The sequence below is a fragment of the Microbispora sp. CA-135349 genome (genome assembly GCF_050947365.1).
Taxonomy (GTDB): domain Bacteria; phylum Actinomycetota; class Actinomycetes; order Streptosporangiales; family Streptosporangiaceae; genus Microbispora.
Genome location: NZ_CP192001.1, coordinates 158,483 through 176,430, shown reverse-complemented (window position 1 = coordinate 176,430; position 17,948 = coordinate 158,483). Strand labels below are relative to the sequence as shown.

Sequence of the window (17,948 nt, the reverse complement as noted above, 5' to 3'; positions counted from 1 at the left end):
ACGAGGTGATGACCACGGTGTCGCCTCGTCTCTACGCCGCTTCCTTGACGATGTGGCCCGCCGCCGCCCGTTCCCTCGTGACAGGGCGGCGCCGGGCCGGCAGACCGAGCATCGGGTTGGCCACGGCCCAGGCCGCGCCCTTGCAGATGAGCTCCTTGTAGACGGCGGCGAGCCGTCCGGTCAGGACCGCCGGCACGGCCCGGTCGTCGGCCGTGACGTACTGGATCAGCCCCTCCTTGCGGCCCAGCGAGATGCACTGGTTGAAGTAGCGGATCGGCGCATTGGGGAGCTTTCCGCCGGTCAGGCGTGCCGCGATGGCGTCGGCGGCCTGCCATGCGGCCGGAGTGCCGGAGGCGCACGACATCCGCAGCGGCTTGTTTCCCGGGCCCATCGCCATGGCCGCGTCGCCGACGGCGTACACGTCGGGGTGCGAGACGGAACGCATGGTCTCGTCGACCACGATCTGACCGGTGCCGGTGACCTCCAGTGTGGTCTCCTTCGCGATCGGGTGGACCGCGAAGCCGGTGGTCAGCACGGTGACCGCGGCCGGGATGGGCGTACCGTCGGCGGTGACGACACGATCGGCGTCGATGCCGGTGACGACGGTGTGCTCGTGCACGGTGATCCCGAGCGTGTGGAAGACCTTCCGCAGGTGCTCGCGGCCCTTCGGCGAGAGCCAGTCGCCGAGGTCGCCGTCGGCCACCAGGGTGACGTCGAGGTCGGGACGGGTCTCGGCGATCTCGGCCGCGGCCTCCAGACCGGTGAGGCCGCCACCGACGACGACCACGGTCTGCCCGGCGGTCAGGCGGGCCAGGCGTTCGCGCAGCCGGAGCGCTCCGGCGCGGCCGGCGATGTCGTAGGCGTGCTCGGCGGCCCCGCGGACGCCTTGCGCGTTCCAGCCGCTGCCGAGGGCGTAGACGAGGGTGTCGTAGGCGAGCTCTTCGGCGCCGGACCCGGGCGCGATCGAGCCGGCGCCGGACCCGGGCGCGATCGAGCCGGCGCCGGACCCGGGCGCGGTCGGGCTCGCGCCGTTCGCGTCGACGACGGCGACGGTCTTGCGGTCGACGTCGACGCCGGTGACCCTCGCGAGCCTGACTTCGACGCCGGTGCCCGCGAACATCTCGCCCAACGGCCGGGGGGTGAGATCCTGCCCGGCCGCCAGCTGGTGCATGCGGACGCGTTCGACGAAGTCGGGCTCGGCGTTGACGAGCGTGATGGCGACGTCCTCGCGGCGGAGCCGCTTGGACAGTCGCCCGGCGGCGATGGCTCCGGTGTATCCGGCTCCGAGGACGATGATGCGGTGCTGCATGCCCGTCTCCTGTCTTCCGCGATGTGCCACCTGAACCGGACAGCGCGCCGTTTCCTGACAAGGTCGTGGTGTGAAGCACCTCACATAGCGATCAGAGGGCCGTGAACAGGGGTTCTCCGTGGTCGGTAGCGGCCCACCGCGTGGTCGCGCGTTCGAGCTTGTCGGGATTGATCTGGTTGCGGACCGCGGCGACGCCCTCGGCGGTGACCTCCAGGCACATGATGCCCACGACCCGGCCGTCCACGACGGCCACGACGGCGGGGTCGCCGTTCGCGGTCCAGATGTAGACCTCGGGCGTGCCGCCGATCATGGCGCGCTTGACCTCGGCCGGTCTGAACAGGCCCCGCAGGAACTTCGCGACCGCGACGGCACCCTCGAACGCCTTGGTGCGGGCCGGGATCTTCCCGCCGCCGTCGCCGACCGCGATGGCGTCCTGGGTGAGCAGGCGCACCAGCGGCTCGATCCGGCCGCTGGTGGCGGCCGTCAGGAACTCCTCGACCACCCGCCGGGCGGCGACCTGGTCGATCCGGGCGCGGGCCTTGCCCTCCGCGACGTGCTTCCTGGCACGGTGGAAGATCTGCTGGCTGGCGGCCTCGGTGATGTCGAGGATGTCGGCGATCTCCCGGTGCGGGTAGCCGAAGGCCTCCCGCAGCACGTACACCGCCCGCTCACTGGGAGACAGACGCTCCATGAGGGCGAGAACCGCGTACGAGACCGATTCACGCTGCTCGGCGCTGTCGGCCGGGCCGAGCATCGGGTCGCCGGCGAGCAGCGGCTCGGGCAGCCATTGGCCCACATAGGTCTCGCGGCGCGCCCGCGCGGAGGTGAGCTGGTTGACGCACAGGTTGGTGAGCACCTTCGTCAGCCAGGCCTCGGGGACCTCGACACGGCCGACGTCGGCGGCCTGCCAGCGCAGGAACGTCTCCTGTACGGCGTCCTCGGCCTCCGCGGCGGAGCCGAGCAGTCGGTAGGCGATGGCCTCCAGACGCGGCCTGGCCGCCTCGAAGCGGCCGACGTCGTCCAGGGTCAAAGCCATGCCCCGATCCTAAGTCGCGCGGCACGAATCGGCCGTCCGGGCTCCTCGCATCGAACGAGACGCTCAGGGCCGGGAGTCGCCGGGGCACCGCCGAGCACGCCACTCACACCTCGCGGTGCCGGGCCCACTGGATTGTCACCGTCGATCGGAGAGGACGAGGTCATGGCACGCGTGGAAGAGACCCGGGGCTGCTGCGACATCATCGGTGTGAGACGGCTGGCGGGCTGGACCGTGGCGTACGAGTACTGCGGATGGGAGGGCGCCCGCACGGAACTCCAGCGGGAGTTGTCACGCGACGGCGGCGAGGCCGTCACCGTCTGCCGGCACGATTACGGGCACGACCGTTTCTCCTATTCGGTGGACGGCGAGCTCGTCACGTCTTTCGATCCGATGTTCCCGGAGGACCGCTGGGGAGCCGCCCCCGACCGCCTCCTGTCCGACATGGCCGAGCTCGGGCTGGACCCCGATCGCGCCCCCGGTGAGCCCGTCGCCAACAGGATCGCGGCGGCTCTCGCCCTGGCCGGCCGCGTCAGCGGTGTCCTGGTGAGCGAGGACGACCTGACCTGGCCGATGCTGGGAGCTCGGATCACCACCCGTGTCCCCGACGATCCGGCCGTACCGTGGCGTAGAGGCCCCAAGGGCGGATCGGGCACGTGACGAGCGCGGAAGAACGCGGCGGCCTACGGCTCACGCGGCGAGCGGCTCGCAGGTCCGGGCTCACGCAGATACACGGGGAGTTCCTGGTGACCGTTGCTGATGAGGGTGGGTATCGGCCGCAGCGCTGCGGCAGGCACCGCGAGTGACATGTCGGGGAAACGCTCGAAGAGCCGGCGCAGGACTTCGGCGACTTCGAGGCGGGCCAGAGGAGCGCCCAGGCAGAAGTGCACGCCATAGCCGAACGCCAGATGGTCCTTGGCTCTGCGGGTGACGTCGAAGGTGTCGGCGTCCGGCCCGTGCCAGTCCGGGTGACGGTTGGCGGCCCCATAGGCGGCGAGGATGGGGTCTCCCGCGGAGATGACCTGTCCGTCGGGCAGCTCGACGTCGGTGACGGCGAAGCGCATCGGCAGATACTTGATGGCCGGCTCGAGGCGGAGGGTTTCCTCCACCACGTCGTCCCAGGTGGCCTGGCCGGTCCGGACGAGGTGAAGCTGTTCCGGTGACGTCAGCATCGCGAAGACGGCCTGGTCGATGACGTTGACGGTCGTCTCGTACCCCGCGTTGATCATCAGGACCAGCGTGTCGCGTAGTTCCTGATCGGTGAAGCCGGTGCCGTCCGACTCCTCGTCGCGCGCGGCGATGAGGAAGGAGGTCATGTCGTCGCCGGGGTTGTCGCGCTTGGTGGCGATCAGCTGGTCGATGCGCTCGTAGAGACGCACGACGTTGGCCTGGGCCTGCTCAGGCGTGAGCGTGCTGTCGAAAACGCGGTCGACGATCTGCCGGAAACCGTCCCGCTGGTCTTCCGGCACGCCCATCAGGTGGCCGATCACGGCGATGGGCAGCGGAAAGGCCAGTCGCTCGCGCAGGTCCACCACCTGACCGCCGGGCACCGCGGCGAGGTCGTCCACCAAGCCGCCGACCATGGACTCGATGACCGGCTTCAGCTTCGCGATGCGGCGTGCGCCGAAGGCGGGAGCGACCATCCGCCGTAACCTGCGGTGGTCGGCGCCGTACGCCGTGAGCATGCTCTGCACCTCGATCCACAGGGCGAGCGGCCACGTGCTGGTCGTCCGCTGGAAATCCGGGTAGTGGGCGCGGCCGTCCTTGGAGACGTCGGGACTCGTGAGAAGGGTCTTGAGGACCGCGGGGTCGCTGACCGCCCAGGCGCGCAGGCCGAGGATGTCCACGGGAGTGGCCGGGCCCCTGGCCCGCAGTGCACGGTATTCGGCATGCCGGTCGGCGCCGGTGGGATCGATGACGAACGGGAGGGGCTGTGACGATGCCTGAACCTGGACCGGCTGCCGAGTCACGCCGCCCGAACGGATCGGCCCGGAGGGCTTTCCCGCCGCGGAATCGCCGAGATGGTCGAGACGCGATTTCACTGTCATCTCCTCGCCGTGGTGGGGATACACACGATTGACCGGACAGCCCGGCAATGCGTGACAGAAAGGCGGAGATGACGTGTGTCTCGCCAAAGCAAGCTCGGCAGCGCGTACGGCATAGGCGAGTTCACCGAGGCCGTGCAAAGCCCGCGGTCGAGGGCTGCTCGACCGGCGACCACGCCCGGCGCAGAGGGCGACGCACGCTCATCGGGCGTCACGGAAATCGTCAGAAGAAGTCGTACAGGTGATCCGTCGAACCGATGAGGACGGGACGGGCGTACTGATCCCTGGAGAGGCCGACTCCGGTGGCTCGTGAAGCCAGGGCGAGGGCGCCGGGGACGGGGTCGCCGCTCGCGTCGAGGAGACCGAGTTCGCGCACGTCCTCAAGGAGCCGGTCGGGGTCGTCGCCCTCGCGGAAGCGGTAACTGTGCAGTCCGAAGGTCGTGATCAGACTGTCGTCCACCTCATAGGTGAACTCCGCTCCCTTGATGTCGGCGTGCACGGTTGCCGCCTTCGTGCGTGCCGAAAGGGGGTCGCACTGCCTGCTGTGACGGGTCGCCCATCCGGTTTCGGCGAGGACCGTCCCTCCCGTGCCCTCGTACGCCGCGATGGTGTATTCGCCGGACGTACCGGGGGCCACGCCGAACCGCCGCAGTGCCTCATCCGGTGACAGGTCGGCGACGAAATTGACACACAAGGTCGTGGTGCCGACTCCGTCGGTCCATCGGTCACGCAGCCAGGCGTAATCGGCCGCGGTCGCACCGCCCATCTTCTCTCCCTCGATCGGTCGTCGCACGCTACTCGATCTCGCGTGGTGTACGTGGCCCGGCCGCCGGTCGGGCGCGGAGGGAGATCGGCGTTCCGAAAGGTGGCTGGACGGATTTCCCGATGACCTCAGGCTTGAGTCTCGAGTGGCTCGAAGGTGCAGGCTCGTCCTCGTGAGTGATGGAACAGAGCTCTACACCGTGGGCCAAATCGCTCGGCGTACCGGTCTTTCGGTGCACACCATCCGCTTCTGGTCCGACAGCGGCCTGATCGTGCCCACCGACCGCTCGGCCGGCGGGTACCGCCTCTACGACGCCGCCGCCGTGGCCCGGTTCGATCTGGTCCGAGCCCTGCGCGAACTCGGCATCGGGCTGGAGGCCGTCCAGCAGATCCTGGTGCGGCAGACCACGCTGGCCGAGGTGGCCGAGGTGCACGCCCGAGCGCTGGACGCGGAGATCAGAGCTCTGAAGCTTCGTCGCGCCGTGCTTCGCACGATCGCCAGGCGCGGCGGCACGACCGAGGAGACGATGATGACGACGCACAAACTCGCCCAACTGTCCGCCACTCAGCGGCAGCAGGTCATCGACGAGTTCATCGAGACCACGTTTTCGGGAATCACGCTGGACGACGACGCGAAGGTCATCGCGGAGTGGATGCGGGAACTGCCCGACGAACTGCCGGACGATCCGACGCCACGCCAGGTCGACGCCTGGATCGAGCTGGCCGACCTGGTCGCCGGCGAGGACTTCCGGCAACGGCTCCGCGCGATCGCGTCGACCGGCGTCTCGTCCGCGGCATCGCGCTACGGCTACGAGCTCCGGTCGCTGACCCTGGAGCACGCTAATCAGGCGATAGCCGAATCAATCACACCGGAATCGGCCGAAGGCCGGTCGGTTCTGAATCACATCATCAAGCCCGGCATATCAACCGACGAGCGCAGCGAGCTGCAGCGGTGGCTTGAAACCGTCGCCGACGCCCGCGTGGAGCGCTACTGGCATCTCATAGCCGTGCTCAACGGCCGTGAGCCCGCTCCGACGGCCATGCCCGCTTTCACCTGGCTGATCGCCGCTCTACGCGCCCACGGCTCGACAGCCCTCGCGTGAGCGCAGCTCACGAGTGGACCGGTCACGGAAAAGCAGGAAGGCCGATCGACGCTCAACGCCCAGGAACACTGTCCCTGACCTGGGCTTTCGAGCGGGGCGCGGCGGGCGGGAACGCAACGGCAAGCGGTTCGGGCACAACGTCGAGATCCGATCAGGCACTGGTCGCAGGCCTCCACGTCCTGATCACGAGCGTTCGTGCGCTTTTCGCGTCTGCCACCACTGTGCAGTGGCGCCGACGAGCCGGCGCGACCCTCGAAACAGGAGCCGGGCAAGGCCGAAAAGGAACGCGACCTGGAACAACAGGGCGCACATGAGCATGGTCTCGTTGAGTAACCTTCCGCCGGCCCAATCACGTGCCCAATCTCCGACGACGGATGTGATGACCATGCCCAGCACGTACCCGGCCATCACCAACGCTTCGTTATACGCCGCCCGCATGAACTGATCGTAGGGCTGCGGCGAACCCGCGGGCTTTCCCTGTCCTGATGGTTCCGCGACGGCCGGCGTTCGAGGGCGCGGCCGTGTACGGGGACGACCTGCGGGCGCTGCTGGGCGAGATCGCCTCAGACTCCGGGGCCCCCTCAGGCCGGCCGTGTCACTCGGCCATAGTGAAGTAGGCGGCCGGATCAAGAGCGTTGAGCGCGATCCAGCGCTGCGCCGTCGCTTCGGGGGGCGCCTGGCCGCCGCCCGCCGAAGCGCGGAAGAAGCCCTGCACGTCGAGAGCGATGCGGGGATCGTCGTCGATGCGCCGCGCCATGTCGTAGTAGACGGCCAGTTCATGGGCGCACCGCGGGGTGCCGGCAGGGCAGGAGCAGTCGACGCTGTCGAGGACCGGCACGGGCGCATGGCCCGCGTCGGCGACCGCGCGGTACAGATCGTCGGTGAGCAGGGCCTGAATACCGCTCAGCTGACGGGAGATCTCGGCCGTCGCCCCCGCGGACATCGGCGCGACCTCGATCGTGACCACCGAGCTGCCGCGACCGCGCTGCACGACGGCGCGCACGGTCCGGCCGTCGAACGTGATCTGCACCTTGCCGACGCGTGCCATGCGCCGCGCGCTCGGCAGCTGGGGATCGGGACGGGTCTGCCGCAACGACTCGGCGAACCGGACCCAGTCCTTGCCCCACGTCGTGTAACCGTAGTCGTGGTCGGCCATGGTCAGTTGACTCGCTTCCGGCGCAGGACCTCGATGAGGCGGTCGTCGTCCAGGCGGGTCAGCTCGGCGACGCTGGACATGTCGGCGATGTCCGACAGTGCGGACTTGCGGTTGTGCATGGCCGCGATGTGCTCCTCGATGGTGGTCCCGGTGGTCAGGGTGGTGACGGTGACCGTGCGGGTCTGACCGATCCGGTGGACCCGGTCGGACGCCTGGGCCTCCACGGCCGGGTTCCACCACCGGTCGAAGTGGATGACGTCTGCCGCGCGCGTGAGCGTGAGCCCGGTGCCTCCGGCCTTCAGGCTGAGGACGAGCACCTTCGGACCGTCGCCGGACTGGAACCGGCGTACGATGCCGGCCCGTTGCTCCGGGTTCAGCCCGCCGTGGAAGAACGGCGTACTCACCCCGAACTGTTCGGCGAAGTGCCGGACCAGCAGCTCACCGGTCTGCCGGTACTGGGTGAAGACGAGGGTCGGAGAATCGTTCTCCAGGTTGTTGGCCACGATGTCGGTGCACAGGTCGAGCTTTCCCGACCGGCCCGACAGCTCACCGAGGTCGTCCGTGATCAGGCCCGGATGGTTGCAGACCTGCTTGAGCGAGGTCAGGACGGCGAGCACCTTGGTCTGCCGCTGGGCGCCACTGCCGAAGCCGTCGTCGATGACCTGCTCCAGCAGCCGGTCGTACAGCCTCTCCTGCTCCTCGGTGAGGTCGCAGATGAGATCGGCGTGGATCTTGGGCGGGAGCGACCCCGCGACCTGCGACTTCTTCCGCATCAGCACGACCGGCTCGATGGCCCCCCGCAGCCGGGCGGAAGCGGCCGGGGAGCCGTCCGCGATCGGCCGCACGAAACGACGGCGGAACTGCGTCCGGTTCGCGAACAGGTGCGGTGCGACCAGATTGAGCAGGGCCCACAGCTCGTCGAGGTGATTCTCGACGGGCGTCCCGGTCAGGGCGATCCGCGCGTCGGCCGCGATTGTGCGCGGCCTTCGACACCTGCGTACGGGGGTTCTTCAGGCTCTGCGCCTCGTCGAAGACCGCGGTGCTCCACCGGATCCCCGCCAGGGCCGGGCCGTGCGTGCGCAGCGTGGGGTAGCCGGTGAGCACCACCGTGCCGTTGTCCACCTCGGGCAGCGGCCCGCCGCGCCAGATCGTCGCCCCCAGGCCAGGTGCGAACCGCGCGATCTCGTGTGCCCAGTTCCCCACCAACGACGTGGGACAGACCACCAGTTGCGGCCCCTTCTCGGCCCGTCCGGCGACACAGCCGATGGTCTGCAGGGTCTTGCCGAGTCCCATCTCGTCGGCCAGCACCGCGCCGCCGTGCGTCTCGATGGTGTCGCGCAGCCAGCTCACCCCGCGCACCTGATACGGGCGCAGCTTGGCGGTGAGCGCCGTCCGCATCTCGGCCCCCACCGAGGTGGTGCGGCGGAAGACGCCGCTCGCGTGTTCCGCCGTCGTGACGGCGACACCCGTGGCGTCGGGAACCGCGTGCGCGGCGATAGGCAGAGCCGACTCTCCGCACGCGATCCACGACCGCCAGACGTCCACCGACCGGCCGGGCGAGTCGAGGGGCGCGGCCACGAGCCGGTCCGGCTCGATCAGCACGCAGTCGACGTCGGACACCTTGAGCCTGCCGAGGTCCGGCGTCGGCACGACCAGGGGAACGGTCTGGACGTCACCGACCGGCGGGGGCGCCCCCACGGCGCCGTCGGCCCAGGTCCACAGGGCGAACATGTGCCGGTCGGGCAGGTAGGTGGCCTGACTGGCCGACCGCGCCTCGGGGAGTTTCTGCCCGGTTCCCACGGTGTCAACAGGTGCCCACGTCGGAACGGCAGGAATCGACTGCTGCGTGGACTTCGGCAACGTGGATGTAGTCATGAATCCTTCGGATGCGATCCGGAAAGGCCGACGAGCGGACCGTAGGCGACCATCGGGCGTATGTCAATTCCCGGGCGACCGGTAACGGCCGGCGATTTTCCGGCGCCCCCAAGGGCATACCGCCAAGTGTTCTGTCAATTCTTGAATATGTGAGCGGCCGGCGGTTCAGTGCGCGCCCGCGGGCATGCCGCCAAGCGTTTGTCAATCTCTGATCCTGCTGTTTGACTTCGTGCGAATTCCGTGCCCACCCCGTGTTCTGCCTCTGCTCCGTGTTCTGCCTCTGCCCCGCGCCCCACCCCGCCCCTCTACCGCGTCGTGCGCCGCACCGGAAGTAGGAGGAGGTGGGCACGGGTGCCGGTGGGCTGCTCCCGGGGCCCGTTTTGGGGCCGCCGGGAACGGCCGGGCGCCCAGACGGCTACCGCGTGCGGGCGGTCCTTTCGGCTGCCGGTCCAGCAGGCCGAATATTTTTCCCCGCGTAGTTCCGGCATAGAAGGATTGATATTCATCCGGGTCAGTGGAACGCAAGTCGTCGAACCCCTGACTTCCTGCTTCGATCTTCAATAGATGAGGCTTCCACTGGGCGACATACAGTCCGCCAGTGACCGTGACTGACCTGGTTGACCGCGCCAAATGGCACGCTATTGGCACGGCCGCGCTGGATCCGTGCCCGCTTGACTCTCGGAAATCCCGAGACTGGGTGCTGTCCGGGTGAGCAGCGACGATTTCTTGAGCATCGGTGTTTCGCCTTGGTCGGCGGCCTGTCGATTCATGGCGTGCTGCGGCCGGCGGTTGTCGATCCGGCCACTGGTTATCGTCGCTACCGCCCTGAGCAGGCCCGGCACGCCAGGCTGATCTGCGTGCTGCGGCGCGTCGATGTGCCGGTCGCGCCGTAGGACGATCTGGTTGGTCCGGCGTCAGCCGGTGAGATCGGCGATGGCTCGCAGCGCCGCGATGTGCTTCGCGTACGCCGCCTTCCCTTCGTCGGAAAGTGACAGCCACGTACGCGATCGCCGGCCAACGCGCCCCTTCTCGACGTGGACGTAACCCGCCTTCTCCAGCAGCGCCACCTGTTTGGAGAGCATCGCGTCGCTGATCTCCACACCGTCTCGCACTGCGGCGAACTCAGCGTTCGCGAGGCCGGCGAGCGCGGCGACGATCGAGAACCGGACCGCGTGGGTCAGCAGGTCGTCCAGATCATGGCGCGGGTGGCTGAGGCTCCCCGCGTGCCCGCGTTCGCTGTCTTGCCCCTGGCTCATGCGCGCCGCTCCCGGTACGCCCCGATGAGCATGGGCAGTGAGACGATCACGCTGGCAGGCAGCCAGTACGCCAGGTCTCCGGTTGTCTGGCCGGCGCCTACAGCCAGCGCCACGCCGTAGAGCGCGAAGGTCCCACCCCAGTAGGGGCTGATGCGCCGACGCGTTCCGGCAAGGTGGACCAGGCGGCCCCGCTCCCACACCGTCATGACCACGACCATCGCCCCCCACGCGGCGAAGACGGCGGCTTTCAACAGCCTCGACTCGATCAGTCCGACGCCGGCCGTGACCAAGCCGATGCTGACACCGAATACGACAAGTTTGGTGCTGGCCCAGCGCGCCCGTGCGCGCAGCCGCTGAGACGCGTTGGCGGCGGAGCGTAGCGCGTCACGAGCCGCCTCAGGTGTGATCCCGTCATCCATGGATGCCACTCTGGCATCTACTTACCAAAATGGCAAGTAGATGTCGCTCCGGTTACTCGCCTGGTCACCACGCCCACGGCCTACCTCTGGGACGTTCGCCCTGATCTGTCGTCTGCCGTCGGCCCCTCGTGAAGCGACAGCGGGCCGGGGTCCGGTGGCGGGCACAAGCAGGCGCTTCCTGGCGGGACGTCGGAGTGCTACGGCTGCAGGCAAGCGGCGTACGCCCTGTTCCGTCGCCGGCAGCGTGCCGGCGACGGGCAGAAGATCCTCACTACCCTTTCCTCTGGTTCACCCCGCCCTCTCTTATCGGCTGCCGACTCTGGCGAGGTCGCCGAGGTGATCGCAGGGGCGATCCGTCAAAACCGCTCGCATCGCTGTCACGCCCCGCGACAGACCAGCATGAACGCCGACGTCGTGATCGCCACAGCGCGTGGGACAAACCGTTTACTGGGGGCATGTCCGATTTGCGAAGATCTAGCCATGGACCTGCAGATCACCACGCTGGCGGAGCGTCCCGAACTCGAGCCGCAGCTGTGGAGCACGCCCGACAGCTGGCCGGCCTTCATGAAACAGGACCCGGCCGCCAACCTGTTCTATCCGATCGTAGGCACCCAGTATGCGGAGTTCACGCTGGTCGCCACAGACCGAACCGATCCTGGCGCCGTCGTGGCACGCGCCTTCTCCGTCCCCTTCGTCCTCGGAGGCGACGAGCTGCCCGACGACGGCTGGGACGGCGTGCTCTGGCGCGCCACCGCGACACGGCGACGCGGCAACTCCCCCGACGCGGTCTCGGCACTCGAGATCACGATCAGGCCCGACCTGCAGGGTAAGGGCCTTTCCGCCGTCATGCTCGACGCCCTGCGCACCCAGGCCGCCCGGCTCGGCTTCAGCGAACTACTCGCCCCCGTGCGTCCCAACAGGAAGCACCTCGAGCCCCGCACCGCGATGGCCGACTATGCCGCGCTTCGCCGGGAGGACGGCCTGCCGGTCGATCCCTGGTTGCGCGTGCACGCACGCGCCGGAGGGGTGATCGACAAGATCGCCCCGCGATCCATGGTGGTGGCGGGCACCCTCGAGGAGTGGCGAGACTGGACCGGCCTTCCGTTCCAGCGGACGGGCGACGTAGAGGTTCCGGGGGCGCTGGTGCCCGTCCACTGCAACGCCGATGAGCTTGTTCCGCTTTGACGGACACCGTTGGTGTGGTGGTCAGGCCGCACGAGTTTCTTCGTAGGCGGCGGGGCTAACGTAGCCGAGGCTGCTGTGAAGGCGGCGGAGGTTGTACCAGCTCTCGATGAATTCGAAGATCGCACTGCGGGCGGCGGCCCGGGTGGGCCAGCGGCGTTCGTCTAGGAGTTCGCCCTTGATCGTGGCGAAGAACGACTCGGCCAGCGCGTTGTCCCAGCACTGACCTCGGCGGCCGACCGACAACCGGACTCCGAGCCGCTCCGCCAGGCGGGTGTAGGCGGTGCTGGTGTATTGGCAGCCGCGGTCCGAGTGGAAGATCACCGGTTTGGTGGGGCGGCGGTTGCGCCACGCGCGCTGCAAAGCGTCCGCGACGAGCTCGGTGCGCAGGTGGTCGGCGGTGGCCCAGCCGACCACGCGGCGTGAGGCGATGTCGATGACCGTGGCCAGATACAACCAGCCCTCATCAGTGGCGATATACGTGATGTCGCCACACCAGCGGGTGTCGATCTCGGCTGAATCCGGCTGGAAGTCGCGACTGACCAGGTCCGGCCGCTTGGCGGCGTCTGGGTCGGGGATCGTGGTGGTCTGCCGGCGGCGCCGATACCGGCCCTGTAATCCCAGCGCGCGCATCAGACGGGCGACGCGACGTCGTCCGCATCGTTCGCCTTCGTGCTGAAGGGCCGCGTGGATGCGTGGGGCGCCGTAGGTTCCACGCGATTCACGGTGGACGCCGCCGATGCGTTCGCTCAACTGGTTGTCGCGGACAGCGCGGGGGCCGGGTGTGGGGTTGCGGCGGGCGTAGAAGGCGGCGCGGGAGACTTCCGGCAGTTCACACGCCCGTTTGACGTTGTGACCGCCCTGCTTCTCCGCCTCGATGAACGGGTCCACGCTCACCGGGTCTCCCGCACGAAGAAAGCCGTCTTAGATTCAGACGATCAACGCAACACTGCTAGTGGATGGGTGGATCGTGGCTCGGATGGGTCGGCCGGGAATGTCGGACGCGATGAAAGAAGACTTGTGGCGGCGGTGGCGCGCCGGTGACTCCATCAGCGTGATCTCCCGGGCACTGGGCAAGCCCCCGGGGTCGGTTTTCACGGTGCTGAAGCACCATGGCGGCATCGCGCCGGCCGAGCGGGTGCGCCGGGCCGAGCACTTGAGCGCCGAGGACCGGGAATCGATCTCTCGCGGCCTCGAGGCTGGAGCCTCACTACGTTCGATTGCCGTGTCGATCGGCCGGCCGGCATCCACGGTGAGCCGGGAGGTCGCCCGCAACGGCGGCCGAGTGAAGTACCGTGCGGTCGCCGCCGAGCAACGCGCTCAAGAGCAGGCACGTCGCCCAAAACCGTCGGCCCTGCAGGACAACCCGGTGCTGCGCCAGCTGGTGATCGAACTGCTCGACAACGAGTGGTCCCCGGAGCAGATCGTGGGGCATCTGCGGCTGATGCACGCCGGCAACCCGCTCATGCGGATCAGCCACGAAAGCATCTACCGCGCGATCTACACGACCCGCTGGAAAGTGATCCCGCGTGAGCTGTGCACCAAGCTGCGCACGCGCCGTCCCATCCGCAAAAACAAGAAGAACACGGTCAAGGGCCAGTGGCGTTCCCAGATCACCGGGGCCCGGCCGATCGAGGAACGGCCTGACGCAGCCAACGCCCGAACCGAGCTCGGGCACCTCGAAGGCGATCTCATCGTCGGAGCCAAGAACAGCCAGGTCGCGACGCTGGTCGACCGCAAGTCCCGCTATCTGACCATGGTCGCGCTACCCAGTCGTCACACCACGACGGTCATCCCCGCCCTGCAGCAGGCGTTCTCACGGATGGATGCTCGCCTGCTCAGCACTCTCACCTGGGACCGCGGTATGGAACTCGCCGGCCACCGGTTGCTGACCGAAGCAACCGGCGTCGACGTCTTCTTCGCGGCACCGCGCAGCCCGTGGCAGCGGGGCACAAACGAGAACACGAACAAGCTGATCCGGCAATACTTACCGAAAGGCATCGATCTGAGCCTGTACAGCCAAGCCGACCTCGACGCCTTGGCCGCCCGGCTGAACGACCGCCCCCGAAAGTGCCTCGGCTACCGAACCCCGGCCCAATGCGTTGCCTTGACTCTTTGAATCTAAGGTGGCCCGCTTGAGGATGTCGACGTCCTCGCGTAGCCGGCGGTTCTCCCGCCGCAACGCGACCAGTTCCTCGCGTTCGCTGCTGGTTAGCCCGTCACGCTGCCCGGCGTCGACCTCGGCCTGGCGGACCCAGTCCCGCACCGCGGTCTCGGTCAAGTCGAAGTCCTTGGCCACCTGGCCGATCGAGCGATCACCGCGCTGGCACAGCTCGACGATCTCGGCCTTGAACTCCGGCGTGAACGAGCGGCGAGGACGCTTCTTCTTCCCCATGCTCTCCATCTTGGACATCCTTCCGGGGACGAACCCCTGATCTCAGATGTCCGTCAAACCGGATCAAGCCCAATGCGGACCAGTCGGCCTGTAGGCCGGGTTCTAATTTCGCGTGCTCATGATCTGGGCGGATAACTTCGGTATCCCCGGGGACGTGCGAAAACGCTTGCGTTCGTTGCCATCACTTTCCAGTGCTTTCCGAGGGCATGTGCCCCTAATGTGCCCCGGCTGGGCGAAGCGTCAGGGGCGAGGTGTGGAACCGAGGAACTGCTCGACATTCCCCCGGAGACTGGATGGTAGGTCAGCCAGTTCCAGGAGGATCGCGCGGAGTTTGCGTTCAAGGTTGGGGAACCGGCTCCAGATCGCCGGGTCCCTGGTGACGACCGCCGACAAGAGATCGCCTTCGTACATGTCCCCTTCTGCTAGCGGGTTGTCCCGCAATATCTCCAGCGCCAACGGCAGAAGGTGGGGCAGTCCAACGTTCTGCCCGATCAACAAGCGCAGGTTCTCCACGTCCAGCGTGCCGATTGGTCGATGTCGTAGAGCATGCACGGTCGAGACAAGGCGGGTCGCATCATCCGGTGGATCTGGCCAACGGTCGCGCTCAAGCTCCTCCAAGGAGCGATCTCGGTACATAGGGCTAGTCACCACCCGATTGTCCCGCGCGTACAACTCGTCTGTCCTGATCTCTCGTCTGCCGTCGACCCATCGCGAAGCGACAGCAGCCCGGGGACGGAAGGTCAAGCCCTGCCTCGCGTGTACCTGGCTCCCGGTGACCTTCCTCGCGCGCTGGTTGTCCTGCCTGCACGGCTGGGCTTGACGTGGAGGAGCCGGGCTGCTGGGCTCTGCCTGGGTCGATGGCGGGCGAGCGATCAGGACTTCCACCTCAGCCCGCTACGGCGCGAGCTCGCGCGACCCCCTCTCGGAGTCGGAGGCCCCGGGGTTTGGGGCAGCGCCCCAAGGCCCTGTCCCGTTGCTCCTTCCGCCTGCCTCCCCTCCCCGCCCCCTTCTTCCTCTCTCCCCTCGTCTGCCAGCGTCGCCCTCATGGTCTCCGGGTTCTTCGACGTCGTGGTACCGCTCATAGCCAACGACCCGTTCACCCTCTTGGGGAGAGAGATCACTTTTCGCGGATGGCCGCTTTGCCGCCATCGGTTGAACACCCGCGCCGCTTGTCGGCGCAGGGTGCGCGCCGCCTGCCGGCGGGACCGGCCGGAGAGCCGCAGCCCGCCGGCGGGGCGGGCGCGCGGCCCAGCGGTAGACACAACCTGTGTCCGCGTACTTTCCCCTTCGGGAGTGCGGGCCGTGATGGCTTCTGGCTGCGCTGTGCCACCCCCATCGTTCGACCCCCCTCACGGTGTCACTGGAAGGCAGCTCAGGAAACAGCCCTCTCCTCTGCCGATTCCTTCCCCGGCGGGTCCTCCCCCTGGTGGCCCGCCTTCTGTCTCGGATCGTCGAGCCCGCCGCCCCTCTTGTGCTTGCGTCCTTCCCTCCCGTCCCTGCACATTAAAGTGATCTCATCCCGACAAGCGGTGTAGAGAGGGCGCCCGAGGCGTGGCCAAACCGGCGGGAGTACGAGGCGGTAGACGGGAGGTCCGTACGCGTGATGCACGACCGGCATCCTGAATAGCCCCCGCCGGACCTCTTCTCACGGCAATCCGCCGAAGGCGGCTTGAAGACGTAAGCGAATCCGTAACAGCTCAGTTTCCGGCTGGCGGGTTCGGCGTCAGCGTCGCCAGGAGAATCGTCGCGTCGTCGTACTGCTTCGTAAGCGCAAGGTGAAGCCGTGGACGGTGGATGAGGCACGGACTTTCCTGGAGTCGGTTCGTACGAGGTGGGACCCGATGTATCCGGCCTACGTCCTGGTCCTCGTGCTCGGGCTCTGCCTGGGTGAGGTGCTCGGGCTGCGCTGGGAAGACGTGGACCTGGACCGGCCGAGATGACGATCGGCTGGCAGATCCAGCGGGTCAACGGCCAGCTCCTGCACCGCGAGACCAAGACGCACGCTTCCGATGCCACCTTGCCCTTTCCGAACATCGTCACCGCGGCTCTGCGGGTGCGCCTCGCCGCCCATCGTGCGGCCCGCGCTGAGGCTGGGGAGGGCTGGCACGAGACAGGGCTCGTCTTCACCACCGCGAGCGGCCGGCCGATCGAGCCGTCGAACTTCCGGCGGAGCTTCGCCAACGCCTGCGCCAAGGCCAAGGTGCGGAAGGTCCACGTCCACGCGACTCGGAAGACCTGCGCGTCACTCCTGGTCGCCCTCGACGTTCACCCACGCGTGGCGATGCAGATCCTCAGGCACAGCCAGATCTCGGTCACGATGAACATCTACAGCGAGGTCTCGTCAGAGGAGACGCGCAAGGCTCTCAAGCAGCTCGGTGAGCAACTGGATCCGTAGCGGTTGCTGTACTTCGCTGCTGTACGAGATCACAAAGGCCACTTCCTGATCATGGAAGGTGGCCTTTGACGTGGGGTGGAGCCTAGGGGATTCGAACCCCTGACTTCCTGCTTGCAAAGCAGGCGCTCTGCCAGCTGAGCTAAGGCCCCGTGGCGGGTGCGGACTACGCGAACACGCAGATCCATAGGCCGCCGGTGCGTACACCGTAGCAACAGCCCGCACCCGAGCGCCACTCGATACCGCGCCGTGCCGCCCGCCAGGCTCCTCCGCGCCGGAAAACGATGAGGAACGATCAGGAGGCCGCGGCGGCCACCGGCGAGGCGGCGGCCTCGTTGCCGAGGACGAGCGCGGGGAAGTCGGCGACGGAGTCGATGATGTGGGTGGCCCCACCACCGAGCAGGCGCTCCTTGCTGTGGACGCCGGTGAGCACCCCGGCGACGATCGAGGCGCCCGCGCGCCGGCCGCACAGCATGTCGCTTTCGGAGTCGCCCGCCACGGCCACCTGTCGTACGTCGTCGATGCCCGACCGCAGGACGGCGGTGAGCACCATGTCCGGGTACGGACGGCCGCGTCCGGCGTCCTCGGGGCACAGTGCGAGGTCCAGCATGTCGATCCAGGTGAGGGTGCTCAGCACCCGCCCCAGGGTCGCGCGGCTGAATCCCGTGATCAGAACAATCTTGAGGCCCGCGTCGCGCAGTTTCCCGATGGCCTCGACGGCACCGGGGATCGGCACGAGACCGGTCCGCTCGATGGCTCCCTCGTAGGAGCGCTCGAAGGTCAGGTTCGCGGCCTGCGCCCGAGCCTCGTTGCCGGGGAAGAGGCCCCGGAACACCTCGATCTTGGGACATCCCCGGGACCTGTGCACATGCACCATGGCACGGGCATAGGCGCTGGTCCCGGGGACGATGCCCTGCGTGGCGATCGCCTCGGCGAACGCCCGTTCCACCATCTCGATGTCACCGATCGTGGTCCCGGCCAAATCAAGGCAGGCCAGCTTCACGGGGGTCATTCCCGCACC

General features: G+C 68.1%; 18 protein-coding genes, 1 tRNA gene and 2 pseudogenes. 6 read left to right on the top strand and 15 right to left on the bottom strand.

The annotated features are described in order from the left end of the window. Positions 1–31: 31 nt before the first annotated feature. Positions 32–1,309, bottom strand: coding sequence for an NAD(P)/FAD-dependent oxidoreductase (locus tag ACQPZZ_RS00830; RefSeq protein WP_432927988.1), 1,278 nt, complete (start codon positions 1,307–1,309; stop codon positions 32–34). A gap of 91 nt (positions 1,310–1,400) precedes the next feature. Then, a complete protein-coding gene (gene sigJ, locus ACQPZZ_RS00825) occupies positions 1,401–2,345 on the bottom strand; it encodes an RNA polymerase sigma factor SigJ (RefSeq protein ID WP_432927986.1) in 945 nt (314 codons plus the stop codon). 162 nt (positions 2,346–2,507) lie between these two features. Between sigJ and ACQPZZ_RS00820 the strand changes: the two genes are divergently transcribed. Then, complete coding sequence (locus ACQPZZ_RS00820) at positions 2,508–3,002, top strand: DUF6461 domain-containing protein (RefSeq protein WP_432927984.1); 495 nt, start codon at positions 2,508–2,510, stop codon at positions 3,000–3,002. Positions 3,003–3,025: 23 nt separating this feature from the next. Here the strand turns inward: ACQPZZ_RS00820 and ACQPZZ_RS00815 are convergent, their stop codons facing one another. Beyond that, complete coding sequence (locus ACQPZZ_RS00815) at positions 3,026–4,384, bottom strand: cytochrome P450 family protein (RefSeq protein ID WP_432927982.1); 1,359 nt, start codon at positions 4,382–4,384, stop codon at positions 3,026–3,028. 226 nt (positions 4,385–4,610) lie between these two features. After that, the gene (locus ACQPZZ_RS00810) at positions 4,611–5,153 is read right to left on the bottom strand and encodes a DUF6461 domain-containing protein (RefSeq protein WP_432927980.1); all 543 of its coding nucleotides are present in this window, start codon (positions 5,151–5,153) and stop codon (positions 4,611–4,613) included. A gap of 169 nt (positions 5,154–5,322) precedes the next feature. Between ACQPZZ_RS00810 and ACQPZZ_RS00805 the strand changes: the two genes are divergently transcribed. Next, positions 5,323–6,252 carry a MerR family transcriptional regulator gene (locus ACQPZZ_RS00805; protein WP_432927978.1) on the top strand — a complete coding sequence of 310 codons (930 nt, stop codon included), beginning with the start codon at positions 5,323–5,325 and terminating at the stop codon, positions 6,250–6,252. 183 nt (positions 6,253–6,435) lie between these two features. Here ACQPZZ_RS00805 and ACQPZZ_RS00800 read toward each other — a convergent pair whose 3' ends face one another. The 4 genes and pseudogenes from ACQPZZ_RS00800 to ACQPZZ_RS00785 all read right to left on the bottom strand — a co-directional run. After that, complete coding sequence (locus ACQPZZ_RS00800) at positions 6,436–6,690, bottom strand: hypothetical protein (protein WP_432927976.1); 255 nt, start codon at positions 6,688–6,690, stop codon at positions 6,436–6,438. A 157-nt stretch (positions 6,691–6,847) separates the two neighbouring features. Continuing rightward, positions 6,848–7,408 (bottom strand): hypothetical protein, encoded by a 561-nt coding sequence (locus ACQPZZ_RS00795; protein WP_432927975.1) that lies wholly within the window; start codon positions 7,406–7,408, stop codon positions 6,848–6,850. A gap of 2 nt (positions 7,409–7,410) precedes the next feature. Then, entirely contained in the window at positions 7,411–8,382 is a 972-nt protein-coding gene (locus tag ACQPZZ_RS00790; protein WP_432934697.1) for a DEAD/DEAH box helicase, read from the bottom strand. A gap of 61 nt (positions 8,383–8,443) precedes the next feature. Next, positions 8,444–8,806: pseudogene (locus ACQPZZ_RS00785) on the bottom strand (SNF2-related protein); the annotation flags it as partial. Here ACQPZZ_RS00785 and ACQPZZ_RS00780 point away from each other — a divergent pair. After that, entirely contained in the window at positions 8,790–9,158 is a 369-nt protein-coding gene (locus ACQPZZ_RS00780; RefSeq protein WP_432934711.1) for a hypothetical protein, read from the top strand. The pseudogene ACQPZZ_RS00785 and the gene ACQPZZ_RS00780 sit on opposite strands and share 17 nt — an antisense overlap. A 1,039-nt stretch (positions 9,159–10,197) precedes the next feature. On the opposite strand, the gene ACQPZZ_RS00775 is transcribed toward ACQPZZ_RS00780, so the two are convergent. Then, positions 10,198–10,539 carry a transcriptional regulator gene (locus ACQPZZ_RS00775; protein WP_432927973.1) on the bottom strand — a complete coding sequence of 114 codons (342 nt, stop codon included), beginning with the start codon at positions 10,537–10,539 and terminating at the stop codon, positions 10,198–10,200. Continuing rightward, positions 10,536–10,958 carry a hypothetical protein gene (locus ACQPZZ_RS00770; RefSeq protein ID WP_432927971.1) on the bottom strand — a complete coding sequence of 141 codons (423 nt, stop codon included), beginning with the start codon at positions 10,956–10,958 and terminating at the stop codon, positions 10,536–10,538. The genes ACQPZZ_RS00775 and ACQPZZ_RS00770 overlap by 4 nt, the downstream gene beginning before the upstream one ends. 480 nt (positions 10,959–11,438) lie before the next feature. Between ACQPZZ_RS00770 and ACQPZZ_RS00765 the strand changes: the two genes are divergently transcribed. Further along, positions 11,439–12,143 carry an N-acetyltransferase gene (locus ACQPZZ_RS00765; protein ID WP_432927969.1) on the top strand — a complete coding sequence of 235 codons (705 nt, stop codon included), beginning with the start codon at positions 11,439–11,441 and terminating at the stop codon, positions 12,141–12,143. Positions 12,144–12,164: 21 nt separating this feature from the next. Here ACQPZZ_RS00765 and ACQPZZ_RS00760 read toward each other — a convergent pair whose 3' ends face one another. Next, positions 12,165–13,037 (bottom strand): IS3 family transposase, encoded by an 873-nt coding sequence (locus ACQPZZ_RS00760; RefSeq protein ID WP_432927968.1) that lies wholly within the window; start codon positions 13,035–13,037, stop codon positions 12,165–12,167. 97 nt (positions 13,038–13,134) lie between these two features. Between ACQPZZ_RS00760 and ACQPZZ_RS00755 the strand changes: the two genes are divergently transcribed. Continuing rightward, positions 13,135–14,259, top strand: a complete 1,125-nt coding sequence (locus ACQPZZ_RS00755; protein ID WP_432927966.1) for an IS30 family transposase — start codon at positions 13,135–13,137, stop codon at positions 14,257–14,259. Positions 14,260–14,304: 45 nt separating this feature from the next. Here the strand turns inward: ACQPZZ_RS00755 and ACQPZZ_RS00750 are convergent. Next, positions 14,305–14,535, bottom strand: a pseudogene (locus ACQPZZ_RS00750) (transposase); the annotation flags it as partial. 240 nt (positions 14,536–14,775) lie between these two features. Further along, on the bottom strand, positions 14,776–15,153 hold the full coding sequence (locus tag ACQPZZ_RS00745; protein WP_432927964.1) for a contact-dependent growth inhibition system immunity protein: 378 nt from the start codon (positions 15,151–15,153) through the stop codon (positions 14,776–14,778). A 1,318-nt stretch (positions 15,154–16,471) separates the two neighbouring features. Here ACQPZZ_RS00745 and ACQPZZ_RS00740 point away from each other — a divergent pair. After that, positions 16,472–16,930: a tyrosine-type recombinase/integrase gene (locus ACQPZZ_RS00740; protein WP_432927962.1), complete on the top strand. Its 459-nt coding sequence runs from the start codon at positions 16,472–16,474 to the stop codon at positions 16,928–16,930. A gap of 76 nt (positions 16,931–17,006) precedes the next feature. Here ACQPZZ_RS00740 and ACQPZZ_RS00735 read toward each other — a convergent pair. Both ACQPZZ_RS00735 and ACQPZZ_RS00730 read right to left on the bottom strand, forming a co-directional pair. Continuing rightward, positions 17,007–17,079: transfer RNA gene (locus ACQPZZ_RS00735), tRNA-Ala, on the bottom strand. A gap of 143 nt (positions 17,080–17,222) precedes the next feature. Next, positions 17,223–17,939 (bottom strand): HAD-IA family hydrolase, encoded by a 717-nt coding sequence (locus tag ACQPZZ_RS00730; RefSeq protein WP_363635715.1) that lies wholly within the window; start codon positions 17,937–17,939, stop codon positions 17,223–17,225. Between the last annotated feature and the right edge of the window lie 9 nt (positions 17,940–17,948).

Coding starts and splice junctions, on each gene's coding strand:
- ACQPZZ_RS00775 (WP_432927973.1), bottom strand. CDS start 10,539: ATGAGCCAGGGGCAAGACAGCGAACGCGGGCACGCGGGGAGCCTCAGC.
- ACQPZZ_RS00830 (WP_432927988.1), bottom strand. CDS start 1,309: ATGCAGCACCGCATCATCGTCCTCGGAGCCGGATACACCGGAGCCATC.
- ACQPZZ_RS00770 (WP_432927971.1), bottom strand. CDS start 10,958: ATGGATGACGGGATCACACCTGAGGCGGCTCGTGACGCGCTACGCTCC.
- ACQPZZ_RS00820 (WP_432927984.1), top strand. CDS start 2,508: ATGGCACGCGTGGAAGAGACCCGGGGCTGCTGCGACATCATCGGTGTG.
- ACQPZZ_RS00730 (WP_363635715.1), bottom strand. CDS start 17,939: ATGACCCCCGTGAAGCTGGCCTGCCTTGATTTGGCCGGGACCACGATC.
- ACQPZZ_RS00795 (WP_432927975.1), bottom strand. CDS start 7,408: ATGGCCGACCACGACTACGGTTACACGACGTGGGGCAAGGACTGGGTC.
- ACQPZZ_RS00800 (WP_432927976.1), bottom strand. CDS start 6,690: ATGCGGGCGGCGTATAACGAAGCGTTGGTGATGGCCGGGTACGTGCTG.
- ACQPZZ_RS00765 (WP_432927969.1), top strand. CDS start 11,439: ATGGACCTGCAGATCACCACGCTGGCGGAGCGTCCCGAACTCGAGCCG.
- ACQPZZ_RS00740 (WP_432927962.1), top strand. CDS start 16,472: ATGACGATCGGCTGGCAGATCCAGCGGGTCAACGGCCAGCTCCTGCAC.
- sigJ (WP_432927986.1), bottom strand. CDS start 2,345: ATGGCTTTGACCCTGGACGACGTCGGCCGCTTCGAGGCGGCCAGGCCG.
- ACQPZZ_RS00755 (WP_432927966.1), top strand. CDS start 13,135: ATGTCGGACGCGATGAAAGAAGACTTGTGGCGGCGGTGGCGCGCCGGT.
- ACQPZZ_RS00810 (WP_432927980.1), bottom strand. CDS start 5,153: ATGGGCGGTGCGACCGCGGCCGATTACGCCTGGCTGCGTGACCGATGG.